14 protein-coding genes and 1 riboswitch are annotated in these 20,078 nt (G+C 41.1%); of the genes, 11 read left to right on the top strand and 3 right to left on the bottom strand.

All coding sequences use genetic code 11. The annotated features are described in order from the left end of the window. Positions 1-54: 54 nt before the first annotated feature. Positions 55-2,301, bottom strand: coding sequence for a phosphoenolpyruvate--protein phosphotransferase (ptsP, locus tag CBE70_RS07055; protein WP_100158776.1), 2,247 nt, complete (start codon positions 2,299-2,301; stop codon positions 55-57). 8 nt (positions 2,302-2,309) lie between these two features. Then, positions 2,310-2,840, bottom strand: coding sequence for an RNA pyrophosphohydrolase (rppH, locus tag CBE70_RS07060; protein WP_036934096.1), 531 nt, complete (start codon positions 2,838-2,840; stop codon positions 2,310-2,312). Positions 2,841-2,952: 112 nt separating this feature from the next. Continuing rightward, positions 2,953-3,044, top strand: a riboswitch (TPP riboswitch). 115 nt (positions 3,045-3,159) lie between these two features. Between rppH and thiB the strand changes: the two genes are divergently transcribed. The 6 genes from thiB to rluA all read left to right on the top strand — a co-directional run bounded on the left by thiB (position 3,160) and on the right by rluA (position 12,639). Further along, positions 3,160-4,122: a thiamine ABC transporter substrate binding subunit gene (gene thiB / locus CBE70_RS07065; RefSeq protein ID WP_198585704.1), complete on the top strand. Its 963-nt coding sequence runs from the start codon at positions 3,160-3,162 to the stop codon at positions 4,120-4,122. Further along, a complete protein-coding gene (gene thiP, locus CBE70_RS07070; protein WP_100158778.1) occupies positions 4,122-5,702 on the top strand; it encodes a thiamine/thiamine pyrophosphate ABC transporter permease ThiP in 1,581 nt (526 codons plus the stop codon). Before thiB ends, thiP begins: the two co-directional genes overlap by 1 nt. Next, complete coding sequence (gene thiQ, locus CBE70_RS07075; protein WP_100158779.1) at positions 5,695-6,396, top strand: thiamine ABC transporter ATP-binding protein ThiQ; 702 nt, start codon at positions 5,695-5,697, stop codon at positions 6,394-6,396. Before thiP ends, thiQ begins: the two co-directional genes overlap by 8 nt. 88 nt (positions 6,397-6,484) lie before the next feature. After that, positions 6,485-8,839 carry a DNA polymerase II gene (locus CBE70_RS07080; protein ID WP_100158780.1) on the top strand — a complete coding sequence of 785 codons (2,355 nt, stop codon included), beginning with the start codon at positions 6,485-6,487 and terminating at the stop codon, positions 8,837-8,839. Positions 8,840-9,026: 187 nt separating this feature from the next. Continuing rightward, a complete protein-coding gene (gene rapA, locus CBE70_RS07085; protein ID WP_100158781.1) occupies positions 9,027-11,930 on the top strand; it encodes an RNA polymerase-associated protein RapA in 2,904 nt (967 codons plus the stop codon). 55 nt (positions 11,931-11,985) lie between these two features. Then, complete coding sequence (gene rluA / locus CBE70_RS07090) at positions 11,986-12,639, top strand: bifunctional tRNA pseudouridine(32) synthase/23S rRNA pseudouridine(746) synthase RluA (RefSeq protein ID WP_072064290.1); 654 nt, start codon at positions 11,986-11,988, stop codon at positions 12,637-12,639. A 243-nt stretch (positions 12,640-12,882) separates the two neighbouring features. On the opposite strand, the gene djlA is transcribed toward rluA, so the two are convergent. Then, complete coding sequence (gene djlA, locus CBE70_RS07095; protein WP_100158782.1) at positions 12,883-13,683, bottom strand: co-chaperone DjlA; 801 nt, start codon at positions 13,681-13,683, stop codon at positions 12,883-12,885. A gap of 430 nt (positions 13,684-14,113) precedes the next feature. On the opposite strand from djlA, the gene lptD reads away from it, so the two are divergent. Genes lptD through apaG form a run of 5 tightly spaced genes read left to right on the top strand, consistent with a single transcriptional unit; the run spans position 14,114 to position 20,076 of the window. Then, on the top strand, positions 14,114-16,486 hold the full coding sequence (gene lptD / locus CBE70_RS07100) for an LPS assembly protein LptD (RefSeq protein ID WP_100158783.1): 2,373 nt from the start codon (positions 14,114-14,116) through the stop codon (positions 16,484-16,486). Between the two features lie 50 nt (positions 16,487-16,536). Next, on the top strand, positions 16,537-17,874 hold the full coding sequence (gene surA / locus CBE70_RS07105) for a peptidylprolyl isomerase SurA (protein WP_100158784.1): 1,338 nt from the start codon (positions 16,537-16,539) through the stop codon (positions 17,872-17,874). After that, positions 17,864-18,862, top strand: a complete 999-nt coding sequence (gene pdxA, locus CBE70_RS07110) for a 4-hydroxythreonine-4-phosphate dehydrogenase PdxA (RefSeq protein ID WP_100158785.1) — start codon at positions 17,864-17,866, stop codon at positions 18,860-18,862. Before surA ends, pdxA begins: the two co-directional genes overlap by 11 nt. Next, the gene (gene rsmA, locus CBE70_RS07115; protein ID WP_088494662.1) at positions 18,855-19,673 is read left to right on the top strand and encodes a 16S rRNA (adenine(1518)-N(6)/adenine(1519)-N(6))-dimethyltransferase RsmA; all 819 of its coding nucleotides are present in this window, start codon (positions 18,855-18,857) and stop codon (positions 19,671-19,673) included. The genes pdxA and rsmA overlap by 8 nt, the downstream gene beginning before the upstream one ends. Positions 19,674-19,698: 25 nt before the next feature. Next, positions 19,699-20,076, top strand: a complete 378-nt coding sequence (gene apaG, locus CBE70_RS07120) for a Co2+/Mg2+ efflux protein ApaG (protein ID WP_006535978.1) — start codon at positions 19,699-19,701, stop codon at positions 20,074-20,076. Positions 20,077-20,078: the final 2 nt, after the last annotated feature.

Raw genomic sequence — 20,078 nt, forward strand, 5'->3', positions numbered from 1 at the left:
ATTTCTGTGCTGGCTATTTATTACCAACATAGAAAAGGCTTATACGAAGGTCTACTAAATACCCCCGCGAATTAATCCACCTAATCCTTGCCGTTCCATAAATTCAGAAGACAATTTTTTGATTTCTATTGCTGTTTCAGCTTGCAACACCTGTTGCATAAAAGGCTGTAACATCACAGGATCAAGATGGCGCAATAAGTATTTTACCCTAGGTAAACTACGACCACTCATGCTTAACTGCCTAAAACCGAGCCCTATTAACAGCAATGCCCCTATTGGCGTACCCGCCATTTCACCACAAACACTCACTGGCAATTGATAATATTGGCATTGTGTTGCAATCAAATTCAGTGAACGCAATAACGCAGGATGTAAATTATCATAGAGTAATGCTACATGGGTATTATTACGATCGACTGCAAGTAAGTATTGAGTCAGATCGTTTGTTCCAACAGAGATAAAATCAACTCGATTAGCTAATTGTGACAACATAAACACCAATGAAGGCACTTCAAGCATAATACCCAGCGGAGGTGGAACACATTCACATTTTAGCTCTCGACTAACTTCATCACATGCTCTTAGCAGCAATGTTCTTGCTTCGTCAATTTCATCAATACTTGTCACCATCGGCAACAAAATTTTCAAATTTTTAAATTCGAGATTTGCTTTTAGCATTGCACGTAGCTGAATAAGGAAGATTTCGGGTTGATCAAGCAATATTCTTATTCCTCTCCAACCTAAGCAGGGATTTTCCTCATTAATTGGCATATAAGGAAGTTGCTTATCAGCACCAATGTCTAAAGCACGTAATACAACCGGTTTATCAGGGAAAAAAGAGAGTATTTCGCGGTAACGATTTTTCTGTTCATCTTCAGAAGGGAAACCGCTTTGTAGCATAAAAGGAATTTCTGTCCGATATAAACCAACGCCATCTATTCCCACACTAATGCGTTGTTCATACTTGATATTTAATCCCGCATTCAGTTGAACGCTAACTGCCTCACCATTTTTTAAAACCGCTTGCTGTTCAAGCTGCTCTTCTGCAATTTGGCTTAATACACTCTCTTCATCAATAATTTGTTTATATTCTTGAGTAATAAAAGGCTCTGGCTCAATAAATATTTCACCACGATAACCATCAAGAATAAGCATGCGATTATGTAAAAGCTCAGGTTGAATATCTGCTCCCATAATCGCAGGTATTCCCATCGCTCTAACAAGAATGGCAGAATGCGAGTGAGTTGCACCATCTCGAACAATGACACCAGCAAGTTGTTGCTCTGGTAACTCCGCCAATAAACTTGCACTTAATTCATCAGCGACCAAAATAAAACGCTCTGGCCAAATATTGGTTGAGCTTAGATCATCATCTAAATGGAATAATAAACGGCGCCCTAATGCTTTAAGATCAGAGGCTCTCTCTCGCATATAACCATCTTTTAGGCTAGAAAATTGAGCGGCTACTTTCTCAACCACCACTTTAACCGCCCATTCCGCAACATATCCCTGTGTAATGATTGTGGTCATTTTATGTTTAAGCTGTGGATCATTAAGTAAATGTGAGTAGAGATCAAATATGGCCGCACTCTCTTTTTGTGCATTCGCCATAAAGCGCTTACTAAAGCGACGACATTCTGCGGTAGCATCTTCTAAAGCGACCGTAAGTCGATTTAATTCGGCTTTTATATCAAGAGCGCTGGCTTTAAAGACATTTTCAAGGATAGGTTGAGAAACTTCCTGCCAACCATAAGCCATCACCACGCCAGTCGAAACCGAAAGTGCTTTAATACGGCTTTGGCGATATTGCCCAAAAAGCCCTTTAGTTTGTACTTGCGATAATGTGGCACCAAGCTGTGTCGCCAGCGTCACCATAAAAGATTCTTCGCTTTCATTAAATAAGCGGCGCTCTTTTTGCTGAACGACTAATACACCAAGGAGTTGACGACGATAGACAATTGGAACGCCAAGAAAAGCGCGGAGATCATCTTCTTTAACTTGAGGAAGGTATTTAAAACTAGGATGTTCGCGAATATCAGCGAGGTTGATAAGTTCTGAAAGACGTCCCACTTCACCAACAACGCCCTCATCAAATGAAAGGCTAACGGCTCGCCCTCTAGGCTTTTTTAACCCTTTGGTCGCCATAAGATAAAAACAACTACGTTGTTTATCGGCAAGATAGATAGAACACACATCCGTGTGCATTGCCTGACACGTTTCCTTGACTAAGAGTTCAAGCGCTTCTGGAAGCCCTGCTGCCATAGCCACTTTTTCTACAATTTCTCGCAAACGTGTCAGCATAGTGTTATCTAATACCTTTTACGCCGATATCCATACGATGGACGCGGTAAAGACACTTGTTCTTGCAATGGCATGACTACGGGTGCGAACTCTTTCATTACACGCCGATAAACATCACGTTTAAAAGAGACGACTTGTCGAACAGGATACCAGTAACTCACCCAACGCCAGCCATCAAATTCTGGCGTTTTGCTTTGTTGAACATTAATGTCTTTATCATTACTTGTTAACTGCAAAAGGAACCAACGCTGTTTTTGTCCAATACAAACAGGTTTTGTGTCCCAACGCACCAAACGCTTAGGTAACTTGTAACGTAACCAGTTACGTGTGGAGGCAAGAATTTTGACATCCTTGCGACTTAACCCAACTTCTTCGAACAACTCTCGGTACATTGCCTGCTCTGGCGATTCTCCAGGATTAATTCCCCCTTGAGGAAACTGCCATGAATGTTGCCCATAGCGACGAGCCCAAAGCACTTGCCCTTGCCGATTACAGATTACAATCCCTACATTCGGGCGGTAGCCATCATCATCGATCACTAGACTACCTCAATAACCAAATTTGAAAGATAACTCATTGTTTCATACTACCCACAAACGGTAAACCTCTATCAACAGACTTTGCACGGCGCACGTATTTATCTACAATGGGAAAGTCTCAACGGGGTGCCTATTTAGGCTGAGAAAAACTCGTGGAACCTGATCCAGCTAATACTGGCGTAGGGATTTGAGTCAGGATGTTGCAATATTCATTAGTTTGCCATCCTCACTCCTCAGATCCTACCTGACTTTTACTGAGGAACTAAACGTGTTAACTAAATCACTTCGCTTAACTTTCCTTCTGGGCGCACTGGGCATTATGAGCACTTTTTCAACTCAAGCCTTAGCTCAAAAACCCACACTCACTGTTTACACTTATGATTCATTTACCGCAGATTGGGGCCCAGGGCCTGCAATAAAAAAGGCGTTTGAACAGCAATGTGATTGTGAGCTAAAACTGGTTGCTCTGTCTGATGGAGTGTCTTTACTTAATCGCTTACGTATGGAAGGTAATAAAAGTAAGGCAGATATTATTTTAGGATTAGATAACAATCTGATCCACGCAGCAAAAGAAACCGGACTTTTCGCACCAAGTCATATCGATACCTCCAAACTCACCTTACCTGAAAAATGGACTGACGATACCTTTGTGCCTTATGACTACGGTTACTTTGCTTTTATTTATGATAAGAACCGCATTGCTAATCCCCCAAAAAGTATGGCTGAACTGTTAAATAGCAAAGAAAAGTGGAAGATTTTGTATCAAGATCCTCGCACCAGCACACCGGGTTTGGGTTTAATGCTATGGATGCAGTCACTTTATCCTGAAAATACAGCCACTGAATGGAAAAAATTGTCAGAGAAAACGCTGACAGTGACTAAAGGTTGGAGTGAGTCTTATGGATTATTCTTAAAAGGCGAAGGTGATTTTGTACTTAGCTACACATCATCTCCGGGTTATCACATTTTAGCGGATAAAAAAGATAACTATGCTGCTGCTATTTTTGATGAAGGGCATTACTTACAAGTCGAAGTTGCCGCAAAACTCAAATCGAGCAAACAACCTGAATTAGCGCAGCAATTTATGCAATTTATGCTCACCCCTGCTTTCCAAGAAACGATACCTACAACCAATTGGATGTATCCAGTTATTGATATGCCATTACCGGATGTCTATTCCGTGATGCCGATACCTGAAAAATCATTGCAATTTAATGCGGATGTTGTCGCCAAAGAGCGCCAAACATGGACGCGCAATTGGCAATCTGCGGTTAGTCGCTAATGGGAAGATGGCTTATCCCGGGGCTATGTGCCTCGGGTTTACTGCTTACTGTAGCGTTATTGTCATTTGGTGCATTGTGGTTTAACGCGCCAAGTGGCGAGCTGTCCTCGATTTTTGCTGATGAATATTTATGGCATGTCGTCCGCTTTACTTTCTGGCAAGCCTTTTTATCTGCGCTGTTTTCGATATTACCTGCTATTTGGCTCGCCAAAGCACTCTATCGACGCCAATTTAAAGGGCGAACACTGTTTTTACGCCTATGTGCCATGAGTCTTGTGTTACCTGTTCTAGTTGCACTTTTCGGTATTTTAACGGTTTATGGCAGAGTGGGATGGATTGCTCAAATTTGTGAATGGCTAGGGATCGACTACCAGTTTACTCCTTATGGCTTACAAGGGATTTTATTAGCTCACATTTTTTTCAATATGCCATTAGCAACCAGAATGCTCTTGCAAGCACTTGAAAGTATTTCGTCAGAGCAACGCCAGTTAGCTTCACAATTAGGCATGAATGGCTGGCAACGTTTTCGTTTTCTTGAGTTTCCCTATTTGTGGCGTCAAATGCTCCCTACCGCATCACTGATTTTTATGCTCTGCTTTGCAAGCTTTGCGACTGTGTTGGCATTAGGCGGTGGCCCCGCAGCAACAACGGTTGAACTCGCTATTTATCAAGCACTAAGCTATGACTACGATTTACATCGTGCAGCACTTCTAGCCTTGATCCAACTCTTTTGTTGCTTAGGCTTAGTACTTCTCAGCCAAAAGCTAAAAGGCACCCTTTTTGTGGGAAATAGTCAAAAACAGCATTGGCGTGATCCTGACGATCCCCTCTTTAGTAAAGTAACAGATGGCGTAATTATCGCACTTGCTATTCTCTTTTTAGTGCCGCCCATTTTAGCCGTGATCACTGATGGTCTTAATAGCCAATTTCTACGTGTCATACAGCAACCTGTACTTTGGCAAGCTTTTACAACTTCACTGATTATTGCTATTGGTGCGGGTATTGTTTGCGTTGTATTAACGATGATGTTGCTATGGAGTAGTCGAGAACTTCGCTTACGCCATTTTAAAAAAGCAGGACAAACCATGGAAATGAGTGGTTTGATTATTCTAGCGATGCCGGGCATTGTATTGGCAACAGGCTTTTTTCTGTTATTAAACAATACGATTGGATTACCTGAATCACCTTATATTTTAGTGATTTTGACCAACGCATTAATTGCCATTCCCTATGCCTTAAAAGTGCTTGAAAACCCGATGAATGATATCGCTTCACGTTATGGCCTTTTGTGTCAGTCGCTAAATTTACAAGGAATAAACCGACTCCGTTGGATAGAACTACGTGCATTAAAAAAACCAATCTCACAAGCACTTGCCTTTGCTTGTGTCATTTCTATTGGTGACTTTGGTATTGTTGCCCTATTTGGTAATGAAACATTTAGAACATTACCTTTCTATCTTTATCAGCAAATTGGCGCTTATCACACGCAAGATGGAGCGGTAACAGCCATGATCTTATTGCTACTTTGCTTCTCTCTTTTTAGCCTAATAGAACGATTGGCAGGAAAATCTCATGATTAAATTAGAGCACCTTGCTTACACTTATGAACACCAACATCTTTTATTTAACCTAACAGTTAATGCAGGAGAACGCATTGCTGTGTTAGGGCCAAGTGGTGCAGGTAAAAGTACATTGCTCAGTTTAATCGCGGGTTTTTTACCCTCAGAAAAGGGGAGCCTGTTTCTTAATGGTCAAAATCATACCAAAACAGTCCCAGCAAAACGCCCTATTTCCATGTTATTTCAAGATAACAATCTATTTCCTCATTTAACGGTAAGGCAAAATATTGGTTTAGGGTTAAATCCCGGTTTAAAACTGACTGAAGATCAAAAAGTACTATTAGAAAACCGAGCAGAACAAGTGGCGCTCAGTGAATATCTTGAACGCTTACCGTCTCAATTATCAGGTGGTCAGCGTCAACGTGTCGCAATTGCACGTTGTTTGGTACGTGAACAGCCGATTTTATTACTCGATGAGCCTTTTTCTGCACTCGATCCTGCTTTACGCATTGAAATGCTGGCACTACTTGAGCAACTTTGTGATGAAAAAGCGTTAACCTTGTTGATGGTTTCTCATAGCTTAGAAGATGCAGCAAAAATTGCCTCAAGAGCGATTGTGATTGATAACGGTATGATTGTGTATGATGGAAATACGCAATCACTAATAAATGGTAAAGTGGATCAATCACTTATTTTAGGTATCCCGTTTAATTAACCCCAGCCAAAATTAACTGTATAAATAACCACTATATTGACTATAATAAACACATCTTTAGTGAATTATTTGTGTTTATTGGGTGCTCATGATTAGTCATACGGAACAAGGCTTTATTCTTACTCGCCACTGGAGCGACACGCCAAAAGGTATTGTCGTCTCTTATTGGCTGGCGACAGATAATGGCCCTCGTAAAATTATTGTTCCTATGCAACGCGCTATCGGTTTTGTTGCCCGCCAACATGAAACTGTTTTGCGCTCACTCGTTGATAAAAATCCTGATATTGAAATTCGCCCTCTTGATTTAAAAGATTTCGAAAGACAACCCGTTTTTGGTATTTATTGCAAACAATACCGCCAACTTGTTCAACTTGAGCAACAACTTAAAGAGCAGCATATCCGCCTTTATGAAGCGGATATCCGTCCCCATGAACGTTATATGATGGAGCGCTTTATCACCGCACCTGTTTGGTTTCGCTATCAACAAAATAATATTGCTACATTAAAACCCGCTCCTGATTATCGCCCTGTGCTTCAAACTGTCTCTTTAGATATTGAAACCAGTGAATTTGGTGAGCTTTACTCTATTGGGCTTGCAGGCTGTGGTGATAATGTGGTGTTTATGCTCACTGATGAGTTGCCCGCAGAATGTGAAAGCCAACAACCTCAAGGCTATCGCTTATGTTATGTCAGTAGCCGATTGCGTTTAATTGAGAAACTAAATGAATGGATACAACACCATGATCCCGATGCCATTATTGGTTGGAACTTAATTCAATTTGATCTGCGTATTTTGTACACACATGCCCAGCGGTATGGTGTCAGCTTATTATTAGGTCGTCAAAATAGTCCGTTAGAGTGGCGAGAGCATGGGTTTAAAAAAGGTCATTTTTTTGCCTCAGCTCAAGGCCGTCTAATTATAGACGGGATCGAGGCTTTAAAAATGGCAACATGGAATTTCCCCTCTTTTAGCCTAGAATCGGTTGCTCAAACACTGTTAGGGGAAGGTAAAGCTATCGATACACCTTATGCCAGAATGGATGAAATTAATCGGCGCTTTAAAGAAGATAAACCCGCACTGGCTTATTATAACTGGCAAGATTGTGTCTTAGTGAACCGTATTTTTGATGCCACATCTCTTATGGCATTCTTATTAGAGCGAGCTTGTGTTACGGGGCTTTCCGTTGATAGAAGCGGAGGATCTGTGGCTGCATTTACGCATCTCTATCTCCCTTCGATGCATCGCATTGGATATGTTGCACCTAATCAAGGTGAAAAACCTGAAGAGCATAGCCCTGGTGGTTTTGTTATGGACTCGGCTCCCGGGTTATATGATTCTGTTGTTGTGCTTGATTACAAAAGCCTTTATCCCTCAATTATTCGTACTTTTTTAATTGACCCTGTAGGAATGATAGAAGGTATACATCAGCCTAATGACAAATTCGCAGTACAGGGATTTCGTCAAGCATGGTTTTCACGAGATAAACATTGCTTACCTGCTATTGTGTCGCAAATTTGGCATGAAAGAGATAATGCAAAATTACATAAAAATGCCCCGCTCTCTCAAGCGCTTAAAATTATTATGAATGCTTTCTATGGTGTTTTAGGCTCAGTAGGATGTCGCTTTTTTGATCCTCGCCTTGCTTCTTCGATTACTTTACGTGGTCATGAGATTATGAAAAAAACGCGAGAGTTAATTGAAGCGAAAGGCTATCAAGTTATTTATGGCGATACAGATTCAACCTTTGTTTGGCTGAAATCAGCACATACAGAGCAACAAGCGCAACAGATTGGGTATCAATTAGTACAAGACGTAAACCAATGGTGGAAAACACATCTCTTTGAAAACTACCAACTAGATTGCAAATTAGAACTAGAATACGAAACCCATTATCGTCGCTTTTTAATGCCCACTATCCGAGGTATGGAAACCGGTAGCAAGAAACGCTACGCCGGGCTCAGCAAAGATAAAATGGTATTTAAAGGATTAGAAACCGTCAGAACTGATTGGACTCCCCTCGCTCAAAAATTTCAACAAGAGCTTTATACACGCATTTTTCATCAGCAGCCTTATCAGCAGTTTATTCGTGATTATGTCGCGGATACGCTTGCGGGAAAATATGATGAGAGATTAGTGTATCGTAAACGGTTACGTCGAAAATTATCAGAATATCAGCACCACGTCCCCCCTCATGTCAAAGCAGCACGTAAGGCGGATGAATATAATTTATCCCAAAATAGACCTCAACAATATCAGCAAGGCGGTTGGATTAGTTATATAATTACCCTCTTGGGGCCTGAGCCGTTAGAGCACATTACTACTGCACCTGATTATGAGCACTATATCAATAAGCAGTTAATGCCTATTGCCGATGCAATCCTACCTTTTATACAAGATGATTTTTCAACCTTGTTAAATGGGCAAATGACACTCTCATTTTAAGTTGTGTCATTTTGCAGGTGACGGTTTGCTTTGCATCTATTAACATAACGCCCCTTTGGTGATAATTAGCTTTTCTTTGTTCGGGGAACACAAGCAATTTTTATCCCGCAGATTTTAATGACAACACCGCAATACTGCATTCATTAATAATTCCTAAATTATATATTTGAGAGCTGAGTTTATATATATGCCTTTTACTCTTGGTCAACGTTGGATTAGCGATACTGAAAGCGAGCTTGGACTGGGTACTGTTGTGGCAGTTGATGCCCGCATGGTTACCTTACTTTTTCCTGCCTGTGGTGAAAACCGCCTTTACTCCCGCCATGATGCACCAATAACGCGGGTGATGTTCAATGCAGGGGATACCGTCACCAGTCACGAAGGCTGGAAACTCGCCATCGATAACGTTGTAGAAGATAACGGCCTGCTTATCTACCATGGTGTACGTTTAGACACTGAAGAGCCTGCACAATTACGTGAAGTGTTCTTAGATAACAAACTCACTTTTAATAAGCCTCAAGATCGTCTTTTTGCAGGCCAAATCGACCGTATGGATCGCTTTGCATTACGCTACCGCGCTCGTAAGTTTATGAGCGAACAGTTTAAGCAAGCACAAAGTGGTTTACGGGGTATTCGCGCAAGCCTTATTCCTCATCAGCTTTATATCGCCAATGAAGTGGGTAAACGTCATAACCCTCGCGTGTTATTAGCTGATGAAGTTGGTTTAGGTAAAACGATTGAAGCCGGTATGATTATCCACCAGCAATTAATGGATGGCCGTGCTGAGCGAGTGTTGATTATTGTGCCTGAAAGCTTACAACATCAGTGGTTAGTTGAAATGCTACGCCGTTTCAACCTACGTTTCTCACTGTTTGATGATAGCCGTTATAGCGAATCTTTATTAGATAGCGATAATCCATTTGAAACAGAACAGATGATCATCTGCTCTTTAGATTTTGTGCGTAAAAACAAGCAACGTTTTGAACACTTGGTTGAAGCAACATGGGATATGTTAGTTGTCGATGAAGCTCACCACCTTGTTTGGAGTGAAGATGTTCCAAGCCGTGAATATCAAGTGATTGAAGAGTTAGCTGAATCTATTCCTTCTGTATTGCTATTAACCGCAACCCCTGAGCAATTAGGCCAAGAAAGCCACTTTGCTCGTTTACGTCTGCTTGATCCAAGCCGTTTCCATGACTACAACGAATTTATTAATGAGCAGCAAAAATACCGCCCTGTTGCCGATGCTGTCACTATTTTGCTATCAGAAGATGATCTAAATACCGAACAACAAAATATCATCAGTGAAATGATCAGCGAGCAAGATGTTGAGCCATTACTGAAAGCAGCAAATACCCAAGGTGAAGAACGTACTAAATCTCGCCAAGAACTTATCCATATGTTAATGGACAGACACGGAACAGGTCGCTTGTTATTCCGTAACACACGTTCTGGTGTTAAAGGTTTCCCAAATCGCGTACTTCACGCGATAAAAATGCCACTGCCAACACAATATCAAACTGCAATTAAAGTGGCTGAGATTATGGCAGCGAAAAAGAGCCTCGAAGTTCGTGCAAAAGAGATGCTCTACCCTGAACGTATTTACCAAGAATTCGAAGGTGAAAACGCAACATGGTGGAACTTTGACCCTCGTGTTGAATGGCTACTGGGTTTCTTAACTGCAAATCGTAATGAAAAAGTACTGGTAATTTGTGCTCAAGCAGCAACAGCTCTGCAATTAGAACAAGTTTTACGTGAGCGTGAAGGTATTCGTGCGGCAGTTTTCCACGAAGGTATGTCATTACTTGAACGCGATCGTGCAGCTGCTTATTTCGCTTCTGAAGAAGAAGGCGCACAAGTTCTGCTATGTTCAGAAATCGGCTCTGAAGGACGTAACTTCCAGTTCGCTAATCAACTAGTTATGTTTGATCTGCCATTTAACCCTGATTTACTAGAACAACGCATTGGTCGTCTCGATCGTATTGGTCAAAATCGCGACATTGATATTAGCATTCCTTATCTTGAAGGTACGGCTCAATCTGTATTATTACGTTGGTATCACGAAGGCTTAGATGCCTTTGAACATACTTGTCCTACAGGTCGTACTATTTATGACAGCAAATATGACGCGCTTGTTAACTATCTTGCTCAACCTCATGAATTAGCGGACTTTGACGAATTTATTACTGCTTGTCGTAAGCAGCATGATGAAATGAAGCTCAAGCTTGAGCAAGGCCGTGATCGCCTATTAGAAATGCATTCTAACGGTGGTGAAGTTGGTATTGAATTAGCGGGTGAGATTGCAGCACAAGATAACGATCCTGAGTTAGTGAACTTTGCTCTGAACTTGTTTGATATCGTCGGTATTAATCAAGAAGATCGCAGTGATAGCTTAATTATTTTAACGCCTTCTGATCATATGTTAGTACCTGATTTTCCAGGATTACCGCAAGATGGTTGCACTATCACATTTGATAGAGAGCAAGCGCTATCTCGTGAAGATACCCAATTTATCAGTTGGGAACACCCAATTATCCGTAATGGCTTAGATTTAATTTTATCTGGTGATACAGGAAGTTGTGCTGTTTCTTTATTAAAAAATAAAGCATTGCCAGTGGGAACACTGTTAGTTGAACTGATTTATGTCGTAGAAGCGCAAGCACCTAAACATCTTCATTTAAGTCGTTTCTTACCTGCAACACCGGTTCGTTTATTACTTGATCTGAAAGGTAACAATCTTGCCTCTCAAGTTGAGTTTGAAAGCTTTAACCGCCAATTAAATGCTGTTAATCGTCATACTTCGAGCAAACTGGTCAATGCGGTACAAAGTGAAGTCCACCACGTACTTAAATCCTCTGAACCGTTAATGGAAGTGGAAGCGAAAGGCCTTATCCAAAAAGCGAAAGAAGAAGCAGATCGCGTGCTGACTCATGAATTATCGCGCTTAGAAGCTTTACGTGCGGTAAACCCAAATATTCGTGACGATGAAGTCGAAGCAATTGAAAATGAACGTGCTCATATTCTTAACCATTTAGATGAAGCAACGTGGCGTTTGGATTCAATTCGCCTCATTGTTGTTACCCACCAATAATTACCGTTAAAGCGGGGAGTATTTTACTCCCCGTTGTTTTGATGAGATATCCACCATGATGGAAGTGTATAACCCGCCGACAGATCCTTGGTTACATGTTTTATATCAAGATGAGCATATTATTGCCGTCAATAAACCCAGCGGATTACTGTCAGTGCCGGGCAAAGCGCCGGAGCATAACGATAGTATTATGTCGCGCATTAAAGCAGAATTTCCTAATGCTGAGTGTGTGCATCGCCTTGATATGGCAACCAGTGGCGTTATCGTTGTTGCACTAAATAAAGAAGCAGAGCGTGAACTAAAGCGTCAGTTTCGTGAACGTGAACCCAAAAAAACCTATATTGCACGCGTTTGGGGACATATCGAAAAAGAAGAAGGATTGGTTGATTTACCATTGATTTGTGATTGGCCTAATCGACCAAAACAAAAAGTCTGTCATGAAACAGGGAAAGCGGCGCAAACTTTTTATGAAGTGTTGGAATATGAAGAGAATGCAACAAGAGTGAAGCTTTCACCAATTACTGGGCGTTCACATCAATTGCGGGTACATATGTTAGCGTTGGGGCATCCTATTTTAGGGGATCGCTTTTATGCACACCCGCAGGCAAGAGCGATGGCACCTCGCCTGCAGTTACATGCTCAGGAATTATTTATTACGCATCCTGCTTTCCGATCCCCGATACATTTTGAATGCCTTGCCGATTTTTAGTGTCTTATGACACTAAAACAGTCACTGAACTCAATGAAGCAAGGAGCAGGCAAAGCGCTAATCCCATAACCCCAACAAGAACACGGACGTTTGACATGGATATAGTTCCTTTTTTAAGAGAAGAGAGAATGAAATAATTAAATTTCACTTATATTTTACCGTGATAAATAATAAACTCAACTCAGTCTAAGTTATCTCTATCACGGAATAATTCTCTCTTTTCTCATCTTCTTTTACAAGATGTTAACGAAATCCTTTTTCTTTTTTAATCAAATCGTAAGCAACTTGTATAGACTGTGCTTTTTGTTTTGCAATTTCCATCATTTCTGGCGGCAAACCTTTCGCTACAAGTTTATCCGGATGATGTTCTCCCATTAATTTTCTATAAGCTCTTTTTATGGTTTTAACATCATCATTCTCATCGACGCCAAGTACCTTACACGCATCGGAGAGCGTTGGGCCTTGAGGTTGGGGCTGATAACCCTGTCCACTTTGATAATGAAAATTCTGGCCAGCCTGCATCATTGCTAATATATGTTCAAAATGCGCGCGAGAAAAACCTAGCTCATCAATAATGATAAACAGCATTTTTCTTTCATTTGGATGCAGTTGACCATCCGCAAAAGCAGCTTGTAATTGGATTTCCAGAAACATCTGAAGTAAGTCACGACGCCCAACACAAATTTGCCGAACACGTTGCAATGTGGCTCTTAATGGAAAATCGGATGATTTACCTTCTCTAAAAGCTTGTTGCGCGGCTTGGCGACCAACACCATGCAGATTCATGCGATCCATTAATTCGCTGGCAAGAGAAATATCGGTTTGAGTCACTCGCCCTTTTGATTTTGTCAGGTGGCCTAAAACTTGAAAGGTTGCAGCAAAGAAAAAAGCTTGTCTATCACGCGTATAGCGCCCACCACTTCCTAATTTACTTCGTTGCATGTCATAGAGGTGCCCAAGAAAAACACCAATAACAATGCCCCAAAAGCCTATTCCTGCAAAACTACCAATGGTAAGGCCTAATAATTTTCCCCAATAGCGCATAGACTCCTCAAATCTTCAATGCTCTGACTGCAATTTTGCATTATCATACTATTCATTTGCTTGCACACCTAACACCAAGCAACCTCTAAATAGACTTTTTCTTAAAATGAAGAGATTTACTGTTTCTCTTTGGACAGAGGTAATGCTGTTTTCGTTTAAATTGTGTTAAAGTAAAATGAGTGACCAAACGAATAACTTTAGCGTTGTTATACAGCACGAAATACCGCATCAACGCGGTGTTTTTTTGTTTCTAATAAGGCTATAACCCTATTTCAACACAGAAACATCGAAAAAATGAGGCTTACGCCTATTTTTCGGTTACCGTTAGAACAATGTTCAGAACGTTGGGCTGGTGTCGCATAACTCCCTGCGTTAGTTTCTCGCTGTTTATCAGCACGAAGCCACTGATGACGGAAGCACATAAATACTTATGAAAAAAAGTTATCCCACACTGCTGGCCACCCTAGTTTGGGCCACAATATACGGTCAGCCTGCTTATGCTGATCTTGCCTCCCAATGTTTACTGGGAGTTCCTGTTTATAACAAACCATTAGTCCAAGGCGATCCTAACAGCTTGCCTGTCACTATCACTGCAAATGATATGCAAGGTGAATATCCTCGCATGGTCAAATATAAAGGTGATGTTGATATTAAACAGGGAAACCAAACCTTAAGTGCCGACAGTGTTGAACTGACACAAACTGAGGGAGAAACACCATTAAGAATGGTCACAGCAACGGGAAATGTGTCTTATGATGATCCTCAAATCATCTTAAAAGGCCCTCGTGCTTGGTCCAATCTTAATAATAAAGATACGGATATCGAGCAAGGCGATTACCAAATGGTTGGCCGTCAAGGCCGTGGTTACGCTGATAAAATGCAAATGCGTGGTGAAAACCGCTATACCATTATGGATAAAGGCATGTTCACGTCTTGTTTACCGGGAGATGATAGCTGGAGCGTTGTCGGCTCCGAGGTTATTTTAGACCGTGAAGAGCAAGTCGCTGAAATCTGGAATGCACGTTTTCGTGTAGCCAATGTGCCTATCTTTTATAGCCCTTACCTTCAATTACCCATTGGTGATAAACGCCGTTCTGGTTTCTTAATTCCTAACGGAAGCTATTCCCGTAGTTCAGGTTTTGATTTCTTACTGCCTTATTACTGGAACATCGCCCCTAATTATGATGCAACCATCAGTACCAACTATATCAGTCGTCGTGGTTTAAAATTAGATAATGAATTCCGTTATTTAACCACTCCAGGTCGCGGTACAATTGCCGTTGATTGGATTAATCACGATAGCCAATACAATAAAGATAAAGCAGAAAATAAAGCTGGCTATCTTCCTCGTGATACAGCAAATCGTTGGTTATTTTACTGGGGACATAGTGGCGTCCTGAACAATGTGTGGCGATTTAATATCGATTACACAAAAGTCAGTGATAACAAATACTTCACTGATTTCACCTCTCAATATGGTAATACCACAGATGGTTATGCAACTCAGAAATTTAGTACGGGCTATGCACAACAGAACTGGAATGCCACATTAACGACTAAACAGTTCCAAGTCTTCTCTGATAACAAAGATGCAAGGGCTTATCGTGCAGAGCCACAGCTTGATCTCAATTATTATAAAAATGATATAGGGCCGTTTGATTTCCGTACGTACGCTCAATTTGTTCGCTTTACCAGTGTGGGAGATAACACACCTGAAGCAAATCGTTTCCATATTGAGCCAACGATTTCACTCCCTGCATCAACGGGTTGGGCAAGCTTTAATAATGAATTGAAAATAATGGCAACCCATTACGATCAAGACATTCCAGATGCTTATAAGAAAAATAACCCTAACCTATTAGACGATAATGTAAACCGTGTATTGCCACAGTTTAAATCTGATATGAAAGTGGTTTTCGAGCGCCAATATCAAACCAATGATATTACCCAAACCCTTGAGCCTCGTGTGCAATATCTTTATGTTCCTTATAAAGACCAATCTAACATTAATAACTTTGACTCCGCATTATTACAATCAAACTATGGCGGGCTTTTCCGCGATAGAATGTATGGTGGTTTAGACCGCATTGCTTCTGCAAACCAATTAACCACGGGTATAACTTCACGTTTTTATGATAGCGAATTAGTTGAACGTTTTAACGTTTCTGTCGGTCAAATCTACTTCTTTGAGCGTCCAAGAACAGGTCCCTCTTCTATTGGTAACGAAATTATCAATAGCAAGGATGAAACAGGTTCAATGGTATGGGCGGGTGATGCCTACTGGCGGATCACAGATACTGTAGGTATGCGTGGTGGTTTACAATATGACCGTCGTTTAGGTAGCGTCTCAATGGGCGATGCTGTTATGGAATATCGCGCCGATAGCGATCATCTTCTACAGTTAAGCTATCGTTACGTTGATCGTGACTATATCCAAGCAACGCGTGTTCGCCCTTATGATGGTGGTATTAATAAACTTCCTGAATACCAAAAAGGTATTTCACAAGTGGGTGTCGTAGGAAGTTGGCCATTAGCAGAGCGTTGGGGACTTGTGGGTGCTTATTACTTTGATACCAAAGAATCAGAGCCTGTTAGCCAAATGGTTGGTCTACAATACAACACCTGTTGCTGGGCTGTGAATGTGGGTTATGAACGGAAAATTGTTGGCTGGAAAGTTGACCACAGCGATATTGATAATAAATGGTCTGTCAATGTGGAACTCAGAGGCCTAAGTAACAATCATAGTTTGGGTAGCCAGAAAATGCTTGAACGCGGTATCTTACCTTATCAAAGAGCATTCTGATTTAATCAGACTACGGAATTGGCTGAATAAATATGTCACCCCGCAATAAGATGCGGAAAATACATAATGGGAAACTTATGAAAAATTGGAAAACGCTGTTTATCGGCTTAATGATCACGGTCGGTGCAGCCACCAGCTCAACAACATTTGCTGCTCAAGAATTAAACCGTGTATCGGCTATCGTCAATAACGGTGTCGTTCTAGAAAGTGACGTCAATAGAATGCTACAGACTGTCAAAATGAACGCAAAAAATGCAGGACAAGAGATGCCTGATGAGCAAGTTCTTCGCCAACAAATTCTAGAACGTTTGGTGATGGATAACATCATTTTGCAAATGGCACAACAAATGCAAATTGATATTCCTGATGCCGCAGTGGAATCTACAATTCAGGGTATTGCTGCTGAAAATAAACTTTCGCTTGAGCAACTGAAAAAACGCCTTGCTGCTGATGGCATTTCTTATAACGAATATCGACAAGATATCCGTAAAGAGATGATGTTAGCCGAAGTTCGTAACAATGAAGTACGTCGCCGTATTACTATTTTGCCTCAAGAAGTTGATTCTCTTGCTAAACAAATTGAAGGCCAAGCAAGCCAAAGTGTTGATCTAAACCTGAGCCATATCTTAATTCCATTATCAGAAAATCCTGCACCAGCAGAAATGGAAAAAGCAAAGCAAGTCATTACTCGCATTATGAATCAGCTTAAAAATGGTGCAGATTTCGGTAAATTAGCTGCAACTTATTCTGCTGATCCACAAGCTTTAAATGGCGGTAATATGGGTTGGGCATCTATTGATGAATTACCAACATTGTTTGCAAAAGAGTTAGCAAATGCGCAAAAAGGCCAAATTGTAGGGCCTCTTCACTCTGGTGTTGGCTTACACATTATCAAAGTAAACGATATTCGTGGTGGTTCTAATACCCTTTCTGTTACGGAAGTTAAAAGCCGTCATATTCTGCTAAAAAGCTCACCAATCATGAATGATGAGCAAGCCTATGCCAAGTTACAGCAGATCTCTGCCGATATTCGCAGTGGTAAAATGACCTTTGCTGATGCAGCAAAAGAGTATTCTGAAGATCCAGGTTCAGCATTACGCGGTGGTGAGTTAGGATGGTCAATGCCTGATGTTTACGATCCGGCATTCCGTGATGCGTTAATGCGCTTAAATAAAAACGAATTAAGCCAACCTGTTCGCTCAAACTTTGGCTGGCATTTAATTGAATTAGAAGACACGCGTAGTGTTGATAAAACAGATGCCGCGAATAAAGAACAAGCATACCGTTTACTCTTCAATCGTAAGTTTAATGAAGAAGTGCAAAACTGGATGCAAGAGCTACGAGTAGGAGCTTATGTGAAAATAATGAACGAGAATAATGCAAACTAAGCAAATAAAACCACTTGTTATCACCCCCGGCGAACCAGCCGGGGTTGGTCCTGACCTTATTATCTCATTAGCACAAATGAGTTGGGATTTACCTTGGGTTGTTTGTGCTGATCCACAGTTACTTAAAACAAGAGCAGAATTGTTAAACCTGCCTCTTTCATTAGTTGAATACGATCCTGCTACGCCACCTCAAACACACACACCAAGTCAAATTTGTATACTTCCAATTGCACTTCACACTAATGTTATTCCAAGTACATTAGATGCGCGAAATGGATTATACGTTGTAGAAACATTAGCTCGTGCTTGTGATGGCTGCCTAAATGGTGAATTTTCAGCACTAGTGACTGGGCCAGTGCATAAAGGCATTATCAATGATGCAGGTGTGCATTTTACAGGACACACCGAATTTTTTGCTGATCGTAGCCACTGTGAACGAGTTGTCATGATGCTGGCGACAGATACATTAAGAGTCGCATTAGCAACCACACATTTACCATTACGAGATGTCGCGGATGCCATTACAGGTGAGCTTCTACATGAAATTATCGCCATTTTAAATCACGATTTAAAAACCAAATTTGGTATAGCAGAACCTCAAATTTACGTTTGTGGCCTTAATCCTCATGCAGGAGAAAGCGGTCATATGGGACGTGAAGAAATTGATATTATTGAGCCTGCATTAACACAATTACGTCAGCAAGGCATTCATCTTCATGGGCCTTATCCTGCTGATACCTTATTCCAACCTAAATATTTAACACATGCTGATGCGGTACTTGCTATGTATCACGATCAGGGATTACCTGTGCTAAAATATGAAGGTTTCGGTCGCGCCGTGAATATAACTCTCGGTCTTCCTTTTATCCGTACTTCTGTTGATCATGGCACCGCCCTTGAGCTTGCAGGTACGAAAAGCGCAGATGCTGGCAGTTTTTGCACCGCATTAAATTTAGCCATTAATATGATACAAAATTGTAATGAATAATAGAGTCCATCAGGGGCACTTTGCCCGCAAACGCTTCGGGCAGAACTTTTTAACAGACAGCTATATTATTGAAAGTATTGTTGAATCCATTTATCCTCAACCTGGTGAAGCCATTGTTGAAATTGGCCCTGGTTTAGGTGCAATTACAGAGCCAGTAGGCGCAAGAATGGATAAAATGACGGTTGTAGAAATTGACCGTGATTTAGCCGCTCGTTTAGAAGTTCATCCTACATTAAAAGACAAGCTGACCATTATTCAGCAAGATGCTATGACTATCGATTTTGCACAATTAGCAAAAGAGCGTCAGCAGCCTCTGCGTGTTTTTGGTAACTTGCCTTATAACATTTCTACACCACTCATGTTCCACTTATTCAGTTTTGCTGACGCAATTTCTGATATGACATTTATGTTGCAAAAAGAAGTGGTTAATCGCCTTGTTGCTGGTCACGGTAGCAAAACTTATGGTCGCTTAAGTGTGATGGCGCAATATTATTGTCAAATCATCCCTGTACTTGAAGTTCCACCAACTTCATTTAAACCAGCACCTAAAGTTGATTCAGCGGTTGTTCGCTTGATCCCTTACAAAGAAAAACCATACCCAGTAACGGATATTGCAATGCTTAGCCGTATTACTGCTCAAGCATTTAATCAACGCCGTAAAACACTACGTAATAGCTTAGGTGGATTACTCACAGCAGAAGATATGATAGCACTTGATATCGATCCAACTGCAAGAGCAGAAAATATTTCTGTTGAGCAATACTGCAAAGTGGCAAACTGGTTATCGCAAAAGCAAGACTCACAAGCATAAGATAAAGCCAGAGACAGGAGGCACTATGTTCACCTCATCAAAAGTGGCGATACAGGTACAAAGCGTTTACATTGAAAGCCAATCTTCCCCCGAAGATGAACGATATGTTTTTGCTTATACCATATCAATTCATAATTTGAATAAATGTGCAATTCGCCTCCTGCGCCGCTATTGGTTGATCACCAATGCACAAGGTAATACCACTGAAGTCCGAGGTGAAGGTGTTGTCGGTGAACAGCCGCTTATTGAGCCTGGCACACAATACCGCTATACCAGTGGTGCCGTTCTTGAAACACCAATGGGAACAATGGAAGGTCATTATGAAATGATTGACACAGATGGCCGATTATTTCAAATAGAGATCCCTGTTTTCCGCCTTGCTCTTCCAACATTGATAAACTAACT

The sequence above is a fragment of the Proteus columbae genome (genome assembly GCF_002777965.1).
In the GTDB taxonomy this organism is placed as follows: Bacteria; Pseudomonadota; Gammaproteobacteria; order Enterobacterales; family Enterobacteriaceae; genus Proteus; species Proteus columbae.